This is a genomic window from Arthrobacter melezitosi, assembly GCF_054511055.1.
Genome location: NZ_JBTNDJ010000021.1, coordinates 19,224 through 36,615, shown reverse-complemented (window position 1 = coordinate 36,615; position 17,392 = coordinate 19,224). Strand labels below are relative to the sequence as shown.

The window sequence follows — 17,392 nt, the reverse complement described above, 5'->3', positions numbered from 1 at the left end:
CACCCCCCCTCCCCCCCCCCCCCGCCCCCCCCTCCCCCCCCCCCCCCCCCCCCCCCCCCCAGGGCCTCTTGGCCTCACCCCGGAAGGACGCCGGAGCAGCATAAGAGTGTCTAATCAGATGCCCGAGCTCGAGTAAGCAATGCTTTTTTGTTGCTAGGCTCGCCTCAGCATCCGATCCACCGCCCCGCCCGCCGGGGCCGCTCCGAAAGCAGGCCTCCATGACCACCCTGGCATCCTCCCCGATCAGCTCCACCGCCCTCGCTGAGCACCCCGCCTGGCTCCGGCTCAAGGCCGCGGCCGGCGCCCTGCAGCAGCTGCAGATCAAGGACGGATCCGTCGCCGAGCCCGCCGACCGCCCCAAGGCGGCCGCACTGAACGCCACGATCATCGACGCGGTGACCGAACTGGCCCCCGCCTTCCCGCACGACGCCGCCTACCTCACGGCCGTGGTTCAGGACCTGCAGCGCTGGGCCGATGCGGACTTCGGCGTCCCGGACTTCCTCGATTCCCTGCTGGCCTTCCAGCCCCAGCAGCACCGCGTCGACGGGCTCACCCACCTCGTCCTCTTCCCCATGTACACGCAGAACGGCAGCAGCAGCCGCCTGATGGAGGCCGTGCTGATCGAGGTCGTCTGGCCCGAGTTCATCGCCGAACTCGAGGCCGGCGAGTACTCGAACGGACTCTTCGTCCCCATCCGCTTCCTCGACTTCACCGAGGGCTACAACACGAACTCCGCGGTGCTCTTCCCCGAGACCGTCGCGGTCCGCGAAACCCCCACCTTCACCTGGGGTGCCATCTTCGCCGACCGCGAGGCGGCGCGCTTCCGCCGCGTCGTCGAGGCCGCCGCCGACATCACCCGCCTGGAGCTGCCCGAAGAGGCCCGCGAACTGCTGGCCGACCAGAAGCTGACCGAGGAAACCTTCGTGATGTGGGACCTGATCCACGACCGCACCCACATGCGCGGTGACCTGCCGTTCGACCCGTTCATGATCAAGCAGCGCATGCCGTTCTTCCTCTACTCCCTCGAGGAGCTCCGCTGTGACCTGACCGCGTTCCGCGAATCGGTGCGCATCAGCAAGGACGAGGAGGCCTCCCCCGAGGCCCGCCGCCACGCCCGCCTCGTGCAGTACGCGGTGATCTTCGACCGGATCTTCCGCTTCGCCATCACCGGATCCCGCGTGCGCAACTACGACGGCCTCGGCGGGCAGCTGCTCTTCGCCTGGATGCACCAGCACCGGGTCCTGCACTGGACCGACACCAAGCTCACCTTCGACTGGGACGAGGTGGCCGACGTCGTCGTGGCCCTGGGCGAGGAGATCGAGCAGCTGTACTGGCGCTCGATCGACCGCCCGAAGACCGCCCACTGGCTGGCGGCCTACGAGCTGGTCTCCAAGACCGTCACGCCGCACCCGGCCTCCGTCTGGGCCAAGGGCCCCGACGCCCTGCCGCTCAGCGGCCCGCCGCGCGGCCTGACCGACGCCGTCCTCGACGACGAGTTCCCGCTGTCGATGTTCTTCGAGGCCCTTGACCGCAAGATGAAGCCGGTCATCGAATCGACGGCCGGAATCACCGGGGCCTCGGCGTGACGAGCGTCCCGCAGCCGGCGGGCGGAACCCCGCTCGCCGGCCTCACGGTCGTCGTCGCCGGGGCGACCAGCCCCTCCGGGGTGGCCGTGTCCCGCGAACTTGCGGCGCGGGGCGCCTCGGTGATCGCCGTCGGCTCGAACGCCGACCGGCTGCAGGCCGCCGTCGGGCACCTTGACGGGGTGGAGGGGCGCGTGTGCGACCTGACCGACTCCGCTGCCGTCACGGCCCTCGCGGCGGCGGTCGAGGCGGAGCACGGCGGCGCGGACGGGCTGATCCACCTCGTCGGCGGGTGGCGCGGCGGCACGGGCATCACCGGCCAGAGCGACGCGGACTACTCCTTCCTCCACGACTCGGTGTTCCGCACGCTGTTCAACACGAGCCGCGCCTTCTACGACCAGCTCGCCCGCTCCCCCCGGGGCCGGCTCGCCACCGTCTCGGCAACCGCCGTCGACGCGCCCACCGCGGGCGGGGCCGCCTACGCCGCCGTGAAGGCCTCCGTGGAGACCTGGCTGCGCGCCGTCGCCGACGGCTTCGCCCGCGACGGATCCGGAGCCGCCGCGACGGCGCTCGTGGTCAAGGCCCTGCTGGACGACGCCATGCGCGAGGCCCAGCCGGAGCGGCGCTTCCCGGGCTACACCCACGTGGACGACCTCGCCCGGGCCGCCGCGGCACTGTTCGAGGCGCCCGCGGCGGACCTCAACGGCCTGCGCACGCCGCCGGCGGACCTGCTGGCCAAAGCCGACGGCTGAACGCCGCTAGGGGATAATGGAAAAGTGACTGAGACTCTGACGACCTTCCGACCGCTGCACGACACCAACGAGCGCGGCTTCGCCTCCGACAACTACTCGGGGGTCCACCCCGAGGTGCTCGCCGCCATCGCGGCGGCCAACGGCGGCCACCAGGTGGCCTACGGCGACGACGTCTACACCGCCCGGCTCAAGGAACTGCTCGAGGAGCACTTCGGGGAAGGCATCGAGGCGTTCCCCGTCTTCAACGGCACCGGTGCCAACGTGCTGTCGCTGCAGTCGATCCTCCCCCGCTGGGGCGCCGTCATCTGCGCGGCCACGGCGCACATCAACGTCGATGAGAACGCCGCCCCCGAGCGCGTCGGCGGGATGAAGCTGCTCCCCGTCCCCACCCCCGACGGCAAGCTCACCCCTGAGCTCATCGACCGGGAGGCCTGGGGCTGGGGCGATGCCCACCGGGCGCAGCCGCTGGCGGTCTCGATCACCCAGACCACCGAACTCGGCACGCTGTACACGGTCGAGGAGATCCGGGCCATCGCCGACCACTGCCACGCCCGCGGCATGCACCTCCACATGGACGGCGCCCGGCTGGCCAACGCCGCCGCGGCGCTCGGGCTGCCGCTGCGGGCGTTCACCCGCGACGCCGGGGTGGACATCCTCTCCTTCGGCGGCACGAAGAACGGGCTGATGTTCGGCGAATGCGTCGTCGTGCTCAACCCCGCGGCCTCGAGCGGCCTCGAATACCTGCGCAAGATGAACATGCAGCTGGCCTCCAAGATGCGCTTCGTCTCGGCCCAGCTCATCGCCCTGCTCGAGGACGGCCTGTGGCTGCGCTCTGCCTCGCACGCCAACGCCATGGCCGCACGGCTGACCGAGGCGGTCCGCGGCATAGACGGCGTCCGGCTCACCCAGGAGACCAAGGCCAACGCGGTGTTCGCGATCCTCGACCCGGCCGCCGCCGACCGCATCCGGAAGCAGTTCCGCTTCTACGACTGGGACCAGGCGACCGGCGAGGTGCGCTGGATGTGCTCGTTCGACACGACCGAGCAGGACGTCGACGCCTTCGCCGCGGCGATCGCCCGGGAAACCGGCGCCTGAGCCCTCCCCTCCCCGATGGTTACGAAAAGGTAACCACAGCGCGTCACCCCGCGACAGGCCGCAGGGCATGGCATAGCCTGCGGGGGTGAGCTCACGTGGCGGCCTGTCGCAGGCACCGAACGAATTCCGAACGGCCCTGGCCGGTCTCAAGGAGGCCCGTTGCCGCCCCGAGCTGCGCCTGGAGGAGCTTCCGGCACCCTCGCGCCTGGCCCCGTTCGCCGTCGCCCTCGGCGCGGAGGTGTACCAGCAGGCGCAGCCGGCGCGGCGCCCGGTCCATGGGCCCGCGGGGGCCGAGCTTGTCCCGCAGGAGGCCGAGGAGCTTGCCGCGGGGCGGTTCATCCTGCTCTACGACCCGCAGGGCTCCGCGGTGTGGGATGGGAAGTTCCGCATCGTCACCTACATCCGCGCGCAGCTCGAACCCGACATGGGCAACGACACCCTGCTCGGCTCGGTGGCCTGGACCTGGCTTGCCGAGGCGCTTGAGAACCACGGGGCCGCCCACCACAACGCCGGCGGGACGGCCACCAGGATCCTCTCCGAGAGCTACGGGACCCTCGAGGACCGCCCCGACACGATCGACATCGAGCTGCGGGCCTCCTGGACACCGGACAGCACCGAGATCCGGCGGCACCTCGAGGCCTGGTCCGACATGGTGTGCACCTTCGCGGGGCTTCCACCCCTGCCCGAGGGTGTCCTGTCCCTGCCGCACCGGCGCAGCTAGGCCCTTCCGGCCGACCGATAGACTGGAACAACCATGAGCTCCGAGATTTCCGATCAGCAGGACCTGCCCGCCGACGCCGCGGCAAACACCGGGACCCCCGGGAACGGCGCGGACGACGGGACCCTGCCGCTGCTGGCCGAACCGCGCGACGGCGTCCCCTTCGTCATCGACACCCCCGCCGGCCTGGAGCGGGCCGCCGCGGCACTGGCCGCGGGCACCGGGCCGGCCGCCGTCGACGCCGAGCGCGCCTCCGGTTTCCGGTACGGCCAGCGCGCCTTCCTCGTCCAGATCCGCAGGGAGGGATCCGGAACCTGGCTCATCGACCCCGAGCCCTTCGGCGACCTGAAGATCATCGATGACGCCCTCGAGGGGGTCGAGTGGATCCTGCACGCGGCAAGCCAGGACCTGCCCTGCCTGTCGGATTTGGGCATGTGGCCCGACCGCCTCTTCGACACCGAGCTCGCCGCACGCCTGGCCGGACTTCCGCGCGTCGGGCTCGCCGCCGTGATCGAGTCCCAGCTGGGGTACACCCTCGCCAAGGAACACTCGGCGGCCGACTGGTCCACCCGCCCGCTGCCCGAGCCGTGGCTGCGGTATGCCGCCCTTGACGTCGAGGTGCTCAGCGAACTGCGGGGCAAGCTCGCGGCGCTGCTGGACGGGCAGGGAAAGCTTGCGATCGCCGATGAGGAGTTCGAGCACATCCGCTCCACTCCCCCGGCCGAGCCCAAGACCGACCCCTGGCGCCGCACCTCGGGGCTCCACCAGATCCGTGACCGCCGCCAGCTCGAGGCGGTCCGCCGGATGTGGACCGAACGCGAGGAGCTGGCGCAGCGGCGCGACGTCGCACCGGGCCGGCTGATTCCGGACTCCGCCATCGTCGCTGCGGCCAAGGCCATGCCCGCCACGGTGCCGCAGCTGCTGGCCACCAAGGGCTTCCACGGACGCGCCGCGCAGAAGGAGGCCACCCGCTGGATGCGCAGCATCAACGAGGCGCGCCGGGCCAAGGACCTGCCGCCCCTCCACATCGCGAGCAACACTCCCCCGCCGCCGCGCGTGTGGGCGGAGAAGGACCCCGAGGCCGCCGCCCGCCTCCTGACGGTCCGTCCCCGGATCGCGGCCCAGGCCGAGAAGCTGGACATGCCGGTGGAGAACCTGCTGACTCCGGACTACCTGCGGCGGATCGCGTGGCGCCCGCCCGCCGAGATCACCCTGGAGAGCATCAGCGCCGCGCTGGCCGAACTGGGGGCCCGGCCCTGGCAGATCGAGCGGGTGGCGGCCGTCATCACGGTGGCCTTCCTCGACCCCGATCCGCTGCCGGTCAAGGCCGCTGCGCCGAAGGCGGCGCCGGACGCCGGGCCGATGGAGGCCACGGGGTAGCAGCGGTGCGCGGGCTCCACTTGCACCGCTAAGTTACCGATGAGTAACATGAGGGCGGATCAACATCTCAACGAGGAGCACAGCGTGAGCCAACCAGCAGCAACCACCCCTGCCCGCGGCACCGCCCGCAGCGTGCGCGACGTCGTCTTCGTCGACGGCGTACGCACCCCCTTCGGGAAGGCCGGCGACAAGGGCATCTACGCCGGGATGCGGGCCGACGACCTGGTGGTGAAGTGCATCCGCGACCTGCTGCGCCGCAACCCCTCCCTCCCGCCCGAACGCATCGACGACGTCGCCATCGCCGCCACCACCCAGACCGGGGACCAGGGCCTGACGATCGGCCGCACCGCGGCCCTGCTCGCCGGACTGCCCCGCACGGTCCCGGGTTTCGCCATCGACCGGATGTGCGCCGGCGCGCTGACCGCCGTGACCACGACGGCGTCGGGCATCGCGTTCGGCGCCTACGACGTCGCCATCGCGGGAGGCGTCGAGCACATGGGCAACCACCCCATGGGCGAGGGCGCCGACCCGAACCCCCGGTTCCTGTCCGAACGGCTCGTGGATCCGGCGGCCCTGAACATGGGCAACACCGCCGAGAACCTCCACGACCGGTTCCCCGCCATCACCAAGGACCGCACGGACGCCTACGCCGCCCGCAGCCAGGCCAAGCTCGCCGCCGCCTACGCGGAGAACCGGATCCAGCCCGACCTGGTGCCCGTGGCGGGCCGGAAGGCCGGCGAAGGCTGGACCCTGCACAGCGTCGACGAGCCCCCGCGCCCCGGCACCACCGTGGAGGACCTCGCCCAGCTGCGCACCCCGTTCCGCCCGCACGGGCGCGTCACCGCCGGCAACGCCGCGGGCCTCAACGACGGGGCCACCGCCGCGCTGTTCGCCTCGGCCGACAGTGCCGCCGAGCTCGGGTTGCCGGTCCGCATGCGCCTGGTCGCCTACGCGTTCGCCGGCGTCGAACCCGAGGTGATGGGCATCGGCCCGGTCCCCGCCACCGAGAAGGCACTGCGCCAGGCCGGCCTGGGCATCGACGACATCGGCCTGTTCGAAATCAACGAGGCCTTCGCCGTGCAGGTGCTCTCCTTCCTCGACCACTTCGGGATCGCCGACGACGACCCGCGCGTCAACCGCTACGGCGGCGCCATCGCCGTCGGGCACCCGCTCGCCTCCTCCGGCGTGCGCCTGATGACCCAGCTCGCCCGCCAGTTCGAGGAGGACCCCTCGGTGCGCTACGGCATGACCACCATGTGCATCGGCCTGGGCATGGGCGCCACCGTCATCTGGGAAAACCCCCGCCACGCCGACTACGGACAGGACGCAGCATGAGCTTCGAACGCTTTGAGGAACTCGCCGGGCTCGTACCCAACGAGATCGTCACCCACTCCTACGTGCAGGACGTCGCGCTGCCCGGCGGCGCGGGAACCCTGGCGCTCATCACCCTGGACAACGGCAAGGACCACACCAAGCCGACCACCCTTGGCCCGAACACGCTGATCGAGTTCGGGCGCACCCTGGAGGGCCTCAAGGAGCGCAGCAGCCGCGGCGAGATCGCCGCGGTCGCCATCACCGGCAAGCCCTACTTCCTCGTCGCCGGCGCCGACCTCTCGACGGTGAAGTCGCTCAAGGCCGAGGAGCACGGCCGGGCCATGGCCGAACTGGGCCATGCGGCGTACGACCTGCTGGGCTCCCTCGGCGTCCCCAGCTTCGCCTTCATCAACGGGGTGGCCCTTGGCGGCGGCCTGGAGATCGCCCTCGCCGCCGACTACCGCACCGTCTCCACCGGAGCCAGCGGGCTCGGCCTGCCCGAGGCGTTCATCGGCCTGGTCCCCGGCTGGGGCGGGGTGTACCGGCTGCCGCGCCTGGTCGGCCCGGCCTCCGCCGTCAAGGTGATGATCGAGAACCCGCTGAGCAACAACCGGATGCTCGACGGCGCCGCCGCCTTTGGGCTCGGCATCGCCGACGCGCTCTTCGAGCCGGCGGACTTCCTCGAGCAATCTCTGGCCTGGGCCGCCCGGATCGTCGCCGGCGACCCGGCGGCGGTGCAGGCCCTCACGGAGCGCCGCGCCGGCTTCACCGCCTACAGCGACGCCGACTGGGAGGCCGCCGCCGCCGCGGGACGGGCCTTCATCCAGGCCCGCACCGGCAACGCCGCCCCGGCGCCGTCGCGCGTCCTGGACCTGTTCGAGGCGGGCAGGACCCTGACCCGCGAGCAGTCCGCCGAGGCCGAATGCATCGCGCTGGCCGAACTCATGCAGACCCCGGAGTTCCATGCGACGGTGTATGCCTTCCTCGAGCTGGTGCAGAAGCGCGCCAAGCGGCCCGCCGGGGCGCCCGATGCGAAACTCGCCCGCCCGGTCACGAAGGTCGGCGTCGTCGGCGCGGGCCTGATGGCCAGCCAGTTGGCGCTGCTGTTCGCCCGCCAGCTGAAGGTGCCGGTGGTCCTGACGGACATTGACCAGGCGCGCGTGGACAAGGGCGTCGGCTACGTCCACGCCGAGGTCGACAAGCTCCTCGGGAAGAAGAGGCTCTCGCAGGACGCCGCGAACCGCACGAAGGCGCTGGTCACCGGATCGGTCTCGAAGGAGGCCTTCGCGGACGCCGACTTCGTGATCGAGGCGGTCTTCGAGGAGATGGGCGTCAAGAAGCAGATCTTCGCCGAGGTGGAGGCCGTCGTGTCCGCCGAGTGCATCCTCGCGACGAACACGTCGTCCCTGTCGGTCACCGACATGGCCGCCGACCTGGCCCACCCCGAGCGGGTCGTCGGCTTCCACTTCTTCAACCCCGTGGCGGCCATGCCGCTGCTGGAGGTCGTCCGGGCGCCCAAGACCGACGACGCCGTGCTCGCCACGGCCTTCGCCCTGGCCAAGCAGCTGAAGAAGAACGCCGTCCTGGTGCAGGACGCCCCGGCGTTCGTGGTCAACCGGATCCTGGGGCGCATGTTCGGCGAGATCACCAAGGTCTTCGACGAGGGCACCGACGCGGAGACCGCCGACAACGCGCTGCGCCCGATGGGCCTGCCGATGACGCCGTTCCGGCTGCTGGCCCTCGTGGGCCTGCCGGTGGGCCAGCACGTCCAGGAGTCGCTGCACGCGGCCTTCGGCGACCGGTTCCACATCTCGGCGAACCAGCAGAAGCTGATCGACGCGGGGGTCAAGGGCCTGTGGGTCAAGGACGGGTCGGGCCGGGAAACGGTGCCCGAGTCCACCCTGGCCCTGATGGAACGCGGCTCCTCGCCGTCGGCGGGTGAGGAGATCCTTCGGCGCACGCAGGACGCCCTCGCGGACGAGATCGGCAGGATGCTCGACGAGGGCGTCGTCGCCGCTCCGGAGGACATCGACCTCTGCATGATCATGGGCGCCGGCTGGCCGATGCACCTCGGCGGTATCACGCCCTACCTCGACCGCACGGGTGCCTCGGAGCGGGTTCGAGGCAGGACGTTCCGCTAGGCCGCACCCGTTCGCGACGTACGCGCCAGATAGCGACGCACGCGCCAGATAGCGACAAACGCACCCGGTATTTCGGGTGCGTTTGTCGTTTTCGGGTGGGTTCGTCGCTTCCTTGCACCGCGGTCGCCCGTGGTGCGGAGCCGGGGAACGGATGCCGACGGGCGCGCCGGATAGAGACGAACCGGCCGCACAGCGTTCACCGCGCCGGATTGCGACGAACGGACCGCATATTCCCGGCGCGTACGTCGCTATCGGGCACCGCCGTCGCATTCAGGCGCGCTGGTCACCTCCATCCGGAGACCCCGGACCTCGAGCGGGCCGCGCGGACCAGGACCCCGGTGCTCCCGCCTGCCCGGGATGGAAGCGCCACATAACGACGCACGCACCACATAACGACGCACGCACCCGCAATATCGGGTGCCGCCGTCGCTTTCGGGTGCCGCCGTCGCTTTCGGGCGCGGGCCCCGGCGACGCATGCCCGCAGGAAGGCCTCAGCCGGGCGGGAAGATCCGGTCCAGCTCCTCGAGGTCCGACGACGACGGCGTCCACGACACGGCCGCCGCGTTCTGGGTCACCTGCTCCGGGGTGGTGGCTCCGGCGATGACGCTCGAGACGGCCGGCTGGGCCGCCAGCCAGGAGAAGGCCACCTGCACCTCGGTCAGCCCGCGGGCCGCCGCGAACTCGCCGAAGGCCTTCAGCTGCCGCAGGTCGGCCTGCTCAAGGAGATGGGTGCGGACCCGGGTGAGCCGGCTGCCCTCGGGCGCCGTGCCGGAGGAGTACTTGCCGGTCAGCAGCCCGTTGGCCAGCGGGAAGTAGGGCAGCAGCCCCAGCCCGTACGCCGCGGCGGCCGGAATCACTTCGTCCTCGGCCCGCCGGTCAAGCAGGCTGTAGGCGTTCTGGGCCGAGACGAAGGGGGTGAGCCATTCCATCCGCGCCGTGAACTCGGCCTCGGCGATCTGCCAACCCGCCCGGTTCGAGTGCCCGAGGTAGCGGACCTTGCCGTCGCTGACGAGCGTGTCCAGCGCTGACAGGGTCTCCTCGATGGGCGTGCCGGGATCGGGCACGTGATACTGGTAGAGATCGATCCAGTCGGTGCCCAGCCGCTTCAGGGACGACTCGACGGCGCGCAGGATGTACCGGCGGGAGCCGCGGGCACCCCAGTCGGGCCCGTTGGCGCCGCGCATGTCCGCGCCGAACTTCGTGGCGAGCACGACGTCGTCCCGGCGCTTGCCGAGGGCCCGGCCCAGCATCTCCTCGCTCAGGCCCGGTTGCCCGCCGTAGATGTCGGCGACGTCGAACAGCGTGATCCCCGCCTCGATTGCGGCGCCGACGACGGCGTCCGTCCCCTGCTGGGTTTCGGTGGCGGTGCCGGGGCGGCCGAGGTTGTTGCAGCCCAGGCCCACCGTTGAGACGCTCAGGCCGGAGCCGCCGAGCCGTCGGTAGTCGGTCATTCCCTCACCCTTCCCGGGGAGTCCGGTGCGGCGGGATCAGGAAGCGGAAAACCAGATGCCGATTTCCCGGGCGGCGGATTCGGCCGAATCGGAACCGTGGACGAGGTTCTGCTGGACCTTCAGCCCCCAGTCGCGGCCGAAGTCGCCGCGGATGGTGCCCGGCGCCGCGGCCGTCGGCTCGGTCGCCCCGGCGAGGGAACGGAACCCTTCGATGACGCGCTGGCCCTCGAAGACGGCGGCCACGATCGGGCCGCTGAGCATGAACTCGACGAGCGGCTCGTAGAAGGGCTTGCCGACGTGTTCGGCGTAGTGCTCCTCGAGCAGGCCGCGCGTCGCGGACATCAGGCGCAGGTCGACCAGGGTGTAGCCCTTGGCCTCGATGCGGCCGAGGATGGTGCCGGTCAGGTTCCGCGCGACGCCGTCGGGCTTGATCAGTACAAGGGTGCGTTCAGTGCTCACGCGGGTCCTCCAAGGGGGTTGTTGGGGAAAGGCTTGGAATAGCTCCGCCCCCGACTCTACTAAAGACAGGCAGGGTGCTGCCTATTCGGCGGCCGCCTCGGGGTGCTCCTTCTCCCACTGGGCCTGCGCACGGTCCCGCTCCGCGTTCTCCCGGTCAAGCCTCCTGCCGGTCCGTACGCCGTAGAGCCAGGTGAGGGCGAAGGCGGCGCCGACGAAGAACATGGCCGGCTCGAGGAACCCCGTGGCGGTGATGGCCAGCTGGAGGACCCACCCGACGGCGATGCCCCACGGGCGGGTCAGCACGGCGCAGGTGAGCACCAGGAGCACGCTCAGGGCCACCCCTGAGCCGAGGATGAGCGCCGGGGCGATCTCGTCGCGCCGCAGCCCGAACACCACGAGCGTGCCGAAGAGCACCACGAACGCCTCGAGCACCAGCACCGTCGAGGCGAACAGGATCTTAATCGAGCGGCGCTTCTTGGGCATGCCGGGACGCCATTCGCGCTGGGCCTTGGTCAGGCGGGCCATGGTCCTACTTTCCTAGGAGGGTCCGGGCCTCGCCGACAACCGTGATCGAGCCGGTGATGAGGATGCCGGCGGAGAGGTCGCCGTCCTCCTCGGCCTTCATCACCGCCCATTCGAGGGCGTCGTCGAGGCGTTCGGCGATGTGGATGTTCTCCTCGGCGAACCCGGCCGCGAGGGCGTCCTGGAGCAGGTCGGCGGCGGGAACCGCGCGGGGCGAGGTCGACTGGGTCAGGACGACGTCCTCCAGGACCCCGGAGAGCTCCTCGTGGAGCTCGGCCAGGATGGCTGCGGCGTCCTTGTCGGCGAGCACCCCGATGACCAGCACGATGCGGGGAAACTGGAACGCCTCGGCGATGCCGCGCGCCGCGGCGCGCGCCCCGTCGGCGTTATGGGCGGCGTCGACGAGGATGCTCGGGGCCGTACGCACGACCTCGAGGCGGCCCGGTGAGGTCACGGCGCGCAGTCCGGCGCGCACGACGTCGGGCTCGAGCTGGCAGGCTCCCCCGCCGAAGAACGCCTCGACGGCCGCAATGGCGACGGCGGCGTTCTGCGCCTGGTGCTCGCCGTGGAGTGGGACGAGAAGTTCCTCGTAGCGGCGGCCGGCGATGCCCGTGATGGAGACGACCTGCCCGCCGACGCCGACGCTGCGGGAGTCGACCGAGAACTCGACGCCTTCGAAGCGGAACTCGACGCCGGTCTCGCGCGCCTTCTCAAGGAGGACCTGCGCGGCGTCGCGGGGCTGGGCGGCGCTGACGAGGAAGCCGCCGGGCTTGATGATGCCCGCCTTCTCGTAGGCGATGTCCTCGACGGTGTCCCCGAGCAGGTCGGTGTGGTCAAGGGAGATGGGGGTGACCACCGAGACCGCGCCGTCGCCGACGTTCGTGGCGTCGGTGATCCCGCCGAGCCCGACCTCGATGACGGCGACATCGACGGGTGTGTCGGCGAAGATGGCGAAGGCCAGCACGGTGACGCATTCGAAGTAGGTCAGCCGCGGCTCCCCGGCGGCTTCGAGTTCCGCGTCGACGATGTCCAGGTACGGGCGGATCTCGTCCCACACGCGCACGAACGTCTCGTCGGCCACGGGCTCGCCGTCGATGCTGATCCGCTCGGTCACCTTGGACAGGTGGGGGCTGGTGTAGCGCCCGGTGCGCAGGTCGTGCGCCAGCAGCAGGGATTCGATCATCCGCGCCGTCGAGGTCTTCCCGTTCGTTCCGGTGATGTGGACGATCGGGAAGGCCTTGTTCGGCTCGCCGAGGATGTCCATGGCCCAGAACATCGGAGCCATGCGCGGTTCCATCTTGTTCTCGGGGGCGCGGCTCAGCAGCTCGGCGTAGACGCTTTCGACGGAGAACTTATCAAGGGGCGCTTCGTCGTTCGGGTTCACTTGTGCCTTTCAACGGTGACGCGGAAGTCCTCGCCCGAGCCGTTGCCGGCCCGCACGATCAGTTCATTGGTGAGGGTTTCATCCTGGATGAGCCGGGCATGGTCCTGGAGGGCCTTCACGCTGGCGGCGGCCGTCTCGACGGTTGCCGTGATGCGGTCGCTGATCGACAGGTCCGCGTCGCGGCGGGCCTGCTGGATGGCACGGATGGCGTCCCGGGCCGTGCCCTCGGCGGCGAGTTCCTCGGTGACGGCGGTGCTCAGGACGAGGAACCCGCCCCCCGGAAGCACCGCGACGGCCTTCTCGGCGGAATCGGCACTGTCGACAACGGTTTCCAGCGTGTACTCCTGCGGCTCCAGGGCCACTCCGCCGGCCGTGACGGCGCCCTCGTCGTCCACGGACCAGTCGCCGGCCTTGGCGGCCTTAATGACGGTCTGGACGTTCTTCCCGAGGCGCGGTCCGGCGGCGCGGGCGTTGACGGCGAGCCGCTGGGTGATGCCGAACTCCTCGGGCGAGGCGTCGGCGTCGTCGATCAGGCGCACCGACTTGATGTTCAGCTCCTCGGCGATGATCGAAGTGAACTGGCCCTGCAGGGCCGCCGCGGCGGGCGCGACGACGATCAGCTCGGACAGCGGCAGCCGGACCCGCAGGTTGGCGGCCTTGCGCAGGCTCGACCCGGCCGAGCAGATCTGCCGGGTGCGGTCCATGCGCTCCACGAGGTCGGGCGCCCCGGGGAACGCGGCGGCCGAGGGCCAGTCGGTGAGGTGCACCGAGCGCCCGCCGGTGAGCCCTCGCCAGATCTCCTCGGAGATCAGGGGCAGCAGCGGCGCCGCGACCCGGCACACTGCCTCGAGGCAGGTGTAGAGGACGTCGAAGGCCTCGGTGTCCTCGTCGAAGAACCGCTGCCTGCTGCGCCGGACGTACCAGTTGGTCAGCGTGTCCAGGTAGCGGCGCAGCGACTCGCTGGCGTCGCTGATGTTGAACGCGTCGAGCGATTCGGTGACCTCCCGCACCAGGTTGCCGGTGTTGGCCAGCAGGTACTGGTCGAGGGGTTCACGCAGCGCCGCCGCGGCCTCCGCGCTCACAGCGCGCGCCTCGTAGCCGGCGCCGCCGTTGGCGGCGTTGGTGTAGAGGCTGAAGAAGTGCCAGACGTTCCACAGCGGCAGGAGCACCTGGCGCACGCCGTCGCGGATGCCCTGTTCGGTGACCACCAGGTTGCCGCCGCGCAGGATGGGCGAGGACATCAGGAACCAGCGCATCGCGTCGGAGCCGTCGCGGTCGAGGACCTCGGAGACGTCGGGGTAGTTCTGCAGGCTCTTCGACATCTTCTGCCCGTCGGAGCCCAGCACGATCCCGTGGCTGATCACGTTGCGGAAGGCCGGGCGGTCGAAGAGGGCCGTCGCCAGGACGTGCAGGGTGTAGAACCAGCCGCGGGTCTGCCCGATGTATTCGACGATGAAGTCGCCCGGGTTGTGCGAGGCAAACCAGTCGGCGTTCTCCATCGGGTAGTGGACCTGCGCGTAGGGCATCGACCCGGAGTCGAACCAGACGTCCAGGACGTCGGAGACGCGGCGCATCGTCGACCCGCCCTCCTCCGGGGAGCGCGGGTCGTCAGGGTTCGGCCGGGTCAGCTCGTCGATGAACGGGCGGTGCAGGTCGGGCTTGCCGTCCTTGTTCAGCGGCAGCCGGCCGAAGTCCGCCTCGATCTCGGCCAGCGAGCCGTAGACGTCGGTGCGAGGGTAGGTGGGGTCGTCGGAGACCCACACCGGGATGGGGCTGCCCCAGTAGCGGTTGCGGCTGATGGACCAGTCGCGGGCGTTGGAGAGCCACTTGCCGAACTGGCCCTCCTTGACGCTGCCGGGGATCCAGTTGATCTCCTTGTTCAGCTCGACCATGCGGTCCTTGACCTTCGTCACCTCGACGAACCACGAGGACACCGCACGGTAGATCAGCGGGTTCCGGCAGCGCCAGCAGTGCGGGTAGCTGTGGACGTAGCTGGCCTGGCGCACGAGGCGCCCCTGCTCCTTCAGGGCCCGGGTGATCGGCTTGTTCGCCGCGAAGACGTGCTGGCCGGCGATCTCGGCGAGGGGTCCCGTGCCGAACATCGGCAGGAAGCGGGCCCCGGAGTCCACCGAGATGATCACCTGGATGCCGGCGGCCTCGGAAATCTTCTGGTCCTCCTCGCCGAAGGCCGGCGCCTGGTGCACGATGCCGGTGCCGTCCGTCGTCGTGACATAGTCCGCGACGAGGAACCGGAACGCGTTGGTGTAGCCGCCGGCCCCGGGATCGGCGAGGTAATCCCACAGGGGCTCGTAGGTGAGCCCTTCGAGCTCGGTGCCCGCGTAGGTGCCGGTGACCGCGGCGGCGGCCGCGGCGGCGTCGGGATAGCCGAGGTCCTTGGCGTAGGCGCCGAGGAGGTCCTCGGCGATCAGGAAGCGCCCCGACGTCCCGTCCGCTGCCTCCCGCGCGTCGGGCACGACGGCGTACCGGATGTCCGGCCCGACGGCGAGCGCGGCGTTGGTGGGCAGGGTCCAGGGCGTGGTGGTCCAGGCGAGCGCGGCCACGCCGGCCAGTTCCTTCGAGAGCGCGGAGTCGCCGGCGAGGATGGGGAAGGTGACGGTGACGGTCTGGTCCTGCCGGTCCTGGTAGACGTCGTCATCCATGCGCAGCTCGTGGTTGGACAGCGGCGTCTCGTCGTTCCAGCAGTAGGGCAGCACCCGGTAGCCGTTGTAGAGCAGGCCCTTGTCGTAGAGGGTCTTGAACGCCCACAGGACCGACTCCATGTACTCGATGTTGAGCGTCTTGTAGTCGTTCTCGAAGTCCACCCAGCGCGCCTGGCGGGTGACGTAGTCCTTCCACTCCCCGGCGTATTTCATCACCGAGGCGCGGGAGGCGTCATTGAACTTATCGATCCCCATGGCCTCGATCTGCTGCTTCTGGGTGATGCCCAGCTGCTTCATCGCCTCCAGCTCGGCGGGCAGGCCGTGGGTGTCCCAGCCGAAGCGCCGCTCGACGCGGCGTCCGCGCTGGGTCTGGTAGCGGCCCACGAGGTCCTTGGCGTAGCCGGTGAGCAGGTGGCCGTAGTGCGGCAGGCCGTTGGCGAAGGGCGGGCCGTCGTAGAAGACGAATTCGTTCGAGCCGTTCTCGCCGGCGTCGCGGGCGTCGATCGAGGCCTGGAAGGTGCCGTCGGCGTCCCAGTACTTCAGCACCCGCTCTTCGATCTCCGGGAAGCGCGGCGAGGCGCCGGCGCCTTCCGGCTGGGCCTGCCCGCCGGGGGCGGAGTCGGTGGCTGAGGTGGCTTTGGGGTAGATCTGGGGCATTTATTCATCCTGAACAACGGTGGAGACAGAACAAGGGGCGGTCATCCTGCTGCGAGGACGTGCTCTGGACCTGGGGGCCGGGGATGCCGGCCACCGGGAGCGGAACCCGCGGTACCACCTCACTTGCCGCCGCCGCATGCCGGACCTCCATCGGGAGGCCGGACCCACGGGGCTGCCACTCATTTTCAGGCGGTGACGGGCCCACCCGTCCGGTTCTACTGGGCGGAGCGGGACCCGCAGGGTCCGCCGCGCTGTTCTTCCGGAAGCTCCCCGGTGATGGCCGGTTCGACGCTTATGTGCAAAGTCTAGCCGTCCGCGGTCGGCGGTGTCGAAAAGGGCCCCGGGCGCCCGCGGGAAGGTTACGCGGACCCGCCGCGGGCGCGCGGAGCACCGCCTTGAACACCGGCCGGACCACCGCGGCACGGCCCTCAGGTGGCGCGGATGACCTTGTGGTTCGCGGCCTGGGCCAGCGGGCGGAGCACCAGCGTGTCGACGTTGACGTGCAGCGGTGCGTTGAGCGCGAAGACGATGGCCTCCGCCACGTCCTCGGCGGTCAGCGGGTTCGCGACCCCGGCGTAGACCTGCTCGGCCGCCTCGCTGCTTCCGAGCCGGTTGAGGGAGAACTCCTCGGTGTGGACCATGCCCGGGGCCACCTCGATGACCCGCACATTGTTCGCGGCCTCCTCGAGGCGCAGGGTGCGCGCCAGCGCCTGCTGGGCGGCCTTCGCCGCGACATATCCGGCCCCGCCCTCGTAGGCGGCAAGGGCCGCCGTGGAGGTGAGGAACACGAAGCTGCCGTGGCCGCTGCGGCGGACCGCCGGCAGGAACCCGCGGGTGATGCGCATCGACCCGAGGACGTTCACGTTGTACATCAGTTCCCAGTCGGCGGTGCGGGCCTCGGCCACCGGCTCCATGCCGAACGCCCCGCCGGCGTTGTTGATCACCGCGTTGACCTCGCCGTCGGCGGTGACCTCCCGCACCAGGGCGTCGACGGAGTCCTGGTCGGTCACGTCGACGACGGCGGCGCGTGCGCCGGTTTCCCCGGCGAGCTCCTCGAGCCGGTCGGCCCGGCGGGCGGCGGCGGTGACGTCCCAGCCGGCAGCGCGCAGGGCGCGCACCGTGGCGGCGCCGATCCCGGAGCTGGCGCCGGTCACCACGGCGCGCAGGGGCCCCGCCGTGCTGCGCGAAGGGGACCCGATGACGTAAGAAGGCGCTGATTCGGTGCTCATTGCACCACTCTAGCCAGCCCTCCCCGCATCGGGCCGGGCGCGGCGGC

Annotated in this window: 13 protein-coding genes; 7 read left to right on the top strand and 6 right to left on the bottom strand. The window is 70.8% G+C overall.

Annotated features, from left to right (window positions below; all coding sequences use genetic code 11):
* The first annotated feature begins 218 nt into the window (after positions 1-218).
* The 7 genes from ACX80W_RS15410 (at position 219) to ACX80W_RS15380 (ending at position 8,983) form a co-directional block, all read left to right on the top strand.
* Complete coding sequence (locus ACX80W_RS15410) at positions 219-1,586, top strand: DUF6421 family protein (RefSeq protein ID WP_459284814.1); 1,368 nt, start codon at positions 219-221, stop codon at positions 1,584-1,586.
* The gene (locus ACX80W_RS15405; RefSeq protein ID WP_459284812.1) at positions 1,583-2,335 is read left to right on the top strand and encodes an SDR family NAD(P)-dependent oxidoreductase; all 753 of its coding nucleotides are present in this window, start codon (positions 1,583-1,585) and stop codon (positions 2,333-2,335) included. The genes ACX80W_RS15410 and ACX80W_RS15405 overlap by 4 nt, the downstream gene beginning before the upstream one ends.
* A gap of 24 nt (positions 2,336-2,359) precedes the next feature.
* Positions 2,360-3,430: a threonine aldolase family protein gene (locus ACX80W_RS15400; protein ID WP_459284810.1), complete on the top strand. Its 1,071-nt coding sequence runs from the start codon at positions 2,360-2,362 to the stop codon at positions 3,428-3,430.
* An 85-nt stretch (positions 3,431-3,515) separates the two neighbouring features.
* Positions 3,516-4,151 carry a DUF3000 domain-containing protein gene (locus ACX80W_RS15395; protein WP_459284808.1) on the top strand — a complete coding sequence of 212 codons (636 nt, stop codon included), beginning with the start codon at positions 3,516-3,518 and terminating at the stop codon, positions 4,149-4,151.
* A gap of 33 nt (positions 4,152-4,184) precedes the next feature.
* Positions 4,185-5,528, top strand: coding sequence for an HRDC domain-containing protein (locus tag ACX80W_RS15390; protein WP_459284806.1), 1,344 nt, complete (start codon positions 4,185-4,187; stop codon positions 5,526-5,528).
* An 84-nt stretch (positions 5,529-5,612) separates the two neighbouring features.
* Positions 5,613-6,863 carry a thiolase family protein gene (locus ACX80W_RS15385; protein ID WP_459284804.1) on the top strand — a complete coding sequence of 417 codons (1,251 nt, stop codon included), beginning with the start codon at positions 5,613-5,615 and terminating at the stop codon, positions 6,861-6,863.
* A complete protein-coding gene (locus ACX80W_RS15380; protein WP_459284802.1) occupies positions 6,860-8,983 on the top strand; it encodes a 3-hydroxyacyl-CoA dehydrogenase NAD-binding domain-containing protein in 2,124 nt (707 codons plus the stop codon). Before ACX80W_RS15385 ends, ACX80W_RS15380 begins: the two co-directional genes overlap by 4 nt.
* Before the next feature lie 491 nt (positions 8,984-9,474).
* On the opposite strand, the gene ACX80W_RS15375 is transcribed toward ACX80W_RS15380, so the two are convergent.
* The 6 genes from ACX80W_RS15375 to ACX80W_RS15350 form a co-directional block, all read right to left on the bottom strand.
* Positions 9,475-10,434: an aldo/keto reductase gene (locus tag ACX80W_RS15375; protein ID WP_459284800.1), complete on the bottom strand. Its 960-nt coding sequence runs from the start codon at positions 10,432-10,434 to the stop codon at positions 9,475-9,477.
* Positions 10,435-10,470: 36 nt separating this feature from the next.
* The gene (ndk, locus tag ACX80W_RS15370; RefSeq protein ID WP_459284798.1) at positions 10,471-10,893 is read right to left on the bottom strand and encodes a nucleoside-diphosphate kinase; all 423 of its coding nucleotides are present in this window, start codon (positions 10,891-10,893) and stop codon (positions 10,471-10,473) included.
* 81 nt (positions 10,894-10,974) lie between these two features.
* Entirely contained in the window at positions 10,975-11,418 is a 444-nt protein-coding gene (locus tag ACX80W_RS15365) for a DUF4233 domain-containing protein (protein WP_459284796.1), read from the bottom strand.
* Positions 11,419-11,422: 4 nt separating this feature from the next.
* Positions 11,423-12,799, bottom strand: a complete 1,377-nt coding sequence (locus ACX80W_RS15360) for a bifunctional folylpolyglutamate synthase/dihydrofolate synthase (protein WP_459284795.1) — start codon at positions 12,797-12,799, stop codon at positions 11,423-11,425.
* Positions 12,796-16,116: an isoleucine--tRNA ligase gene (gene ileS, locus ACX80W_RS15355; protein WP_459284793.1), complete on the bottom strand. Its 3,321-nt coding sequence runs from the start codon at positions 16,114-16,116 to the stop codon at positions 12,796-12,798. The genes ACX80W_RS15360 and ileS overlap by 4 nt, the downstream gene beginning before the upstream one ends.
* Positions 16,117-16,544: 428 nt before the next feature.
* Entirely contained in the window at positions 16,545-17,345 is an 801-nt protein-coding gene (locus tag ACX80W_RS15350) for an SDR family oxidoreductase (protein ID WP_459284791.1), read from the bottom strand.
* Positions 17,346-17,392: the final 47 nt, after the last annotated feature.

Bases quoted from the DNA above. Each gene is read 5' to 3' on its own strand.
- ACX80W_RS15380 (WP_459284802.1), top strand. From the start codon at position 6,860: ATGAGCTTCGAACGCTTTGAGGAACTCGCCGGGCTCGTACCCAACGAG.
- ACX80W_RS15375 (WP_459284800.1), bottom strand. From the start codon at position 10,434: ATGACCGACTACCGACGGCTCGGCGGCTCCGGCCTGAGCGTCTCAACG.
- ACX80W_RS15410 (WP_459284814.1), top strand. From the start codon at position 219: ATGACCACCCTGGCATCCTCCCCGATCAGCTCCACCGCCCTCGCTGAG.
- ileS (WP_459284793.1), bottom strand. From the start codon at position 16,116: ATGCCCCAGATCTACCCCAAAGCCACCTCAGCCACCGACTCCGCCCCC.
- ACX80W_RS15390 (WP_459284806.1), top strand. From the start codon at position 4,185: ATGAGCTCCGAGATTTCCGATCAGCAGGACCTGCCCGCCGACGCCGCG.
- ACX80W_RS15350 (WP_459284791.1), bottom strand. From the start codon at position 17,345: ATGAGCACCGAATCAGCGCCTTCTTACGTCATCGGGTCCCCTTCGCGC.
- ACX80W_RS15365 (WP_459284796.1), bottom strand. From the start codon at position 11,418: ATGGCCCGCCTGACCAAGGCCCAGCGCGAATGGCGTCCCGGCATGCCC.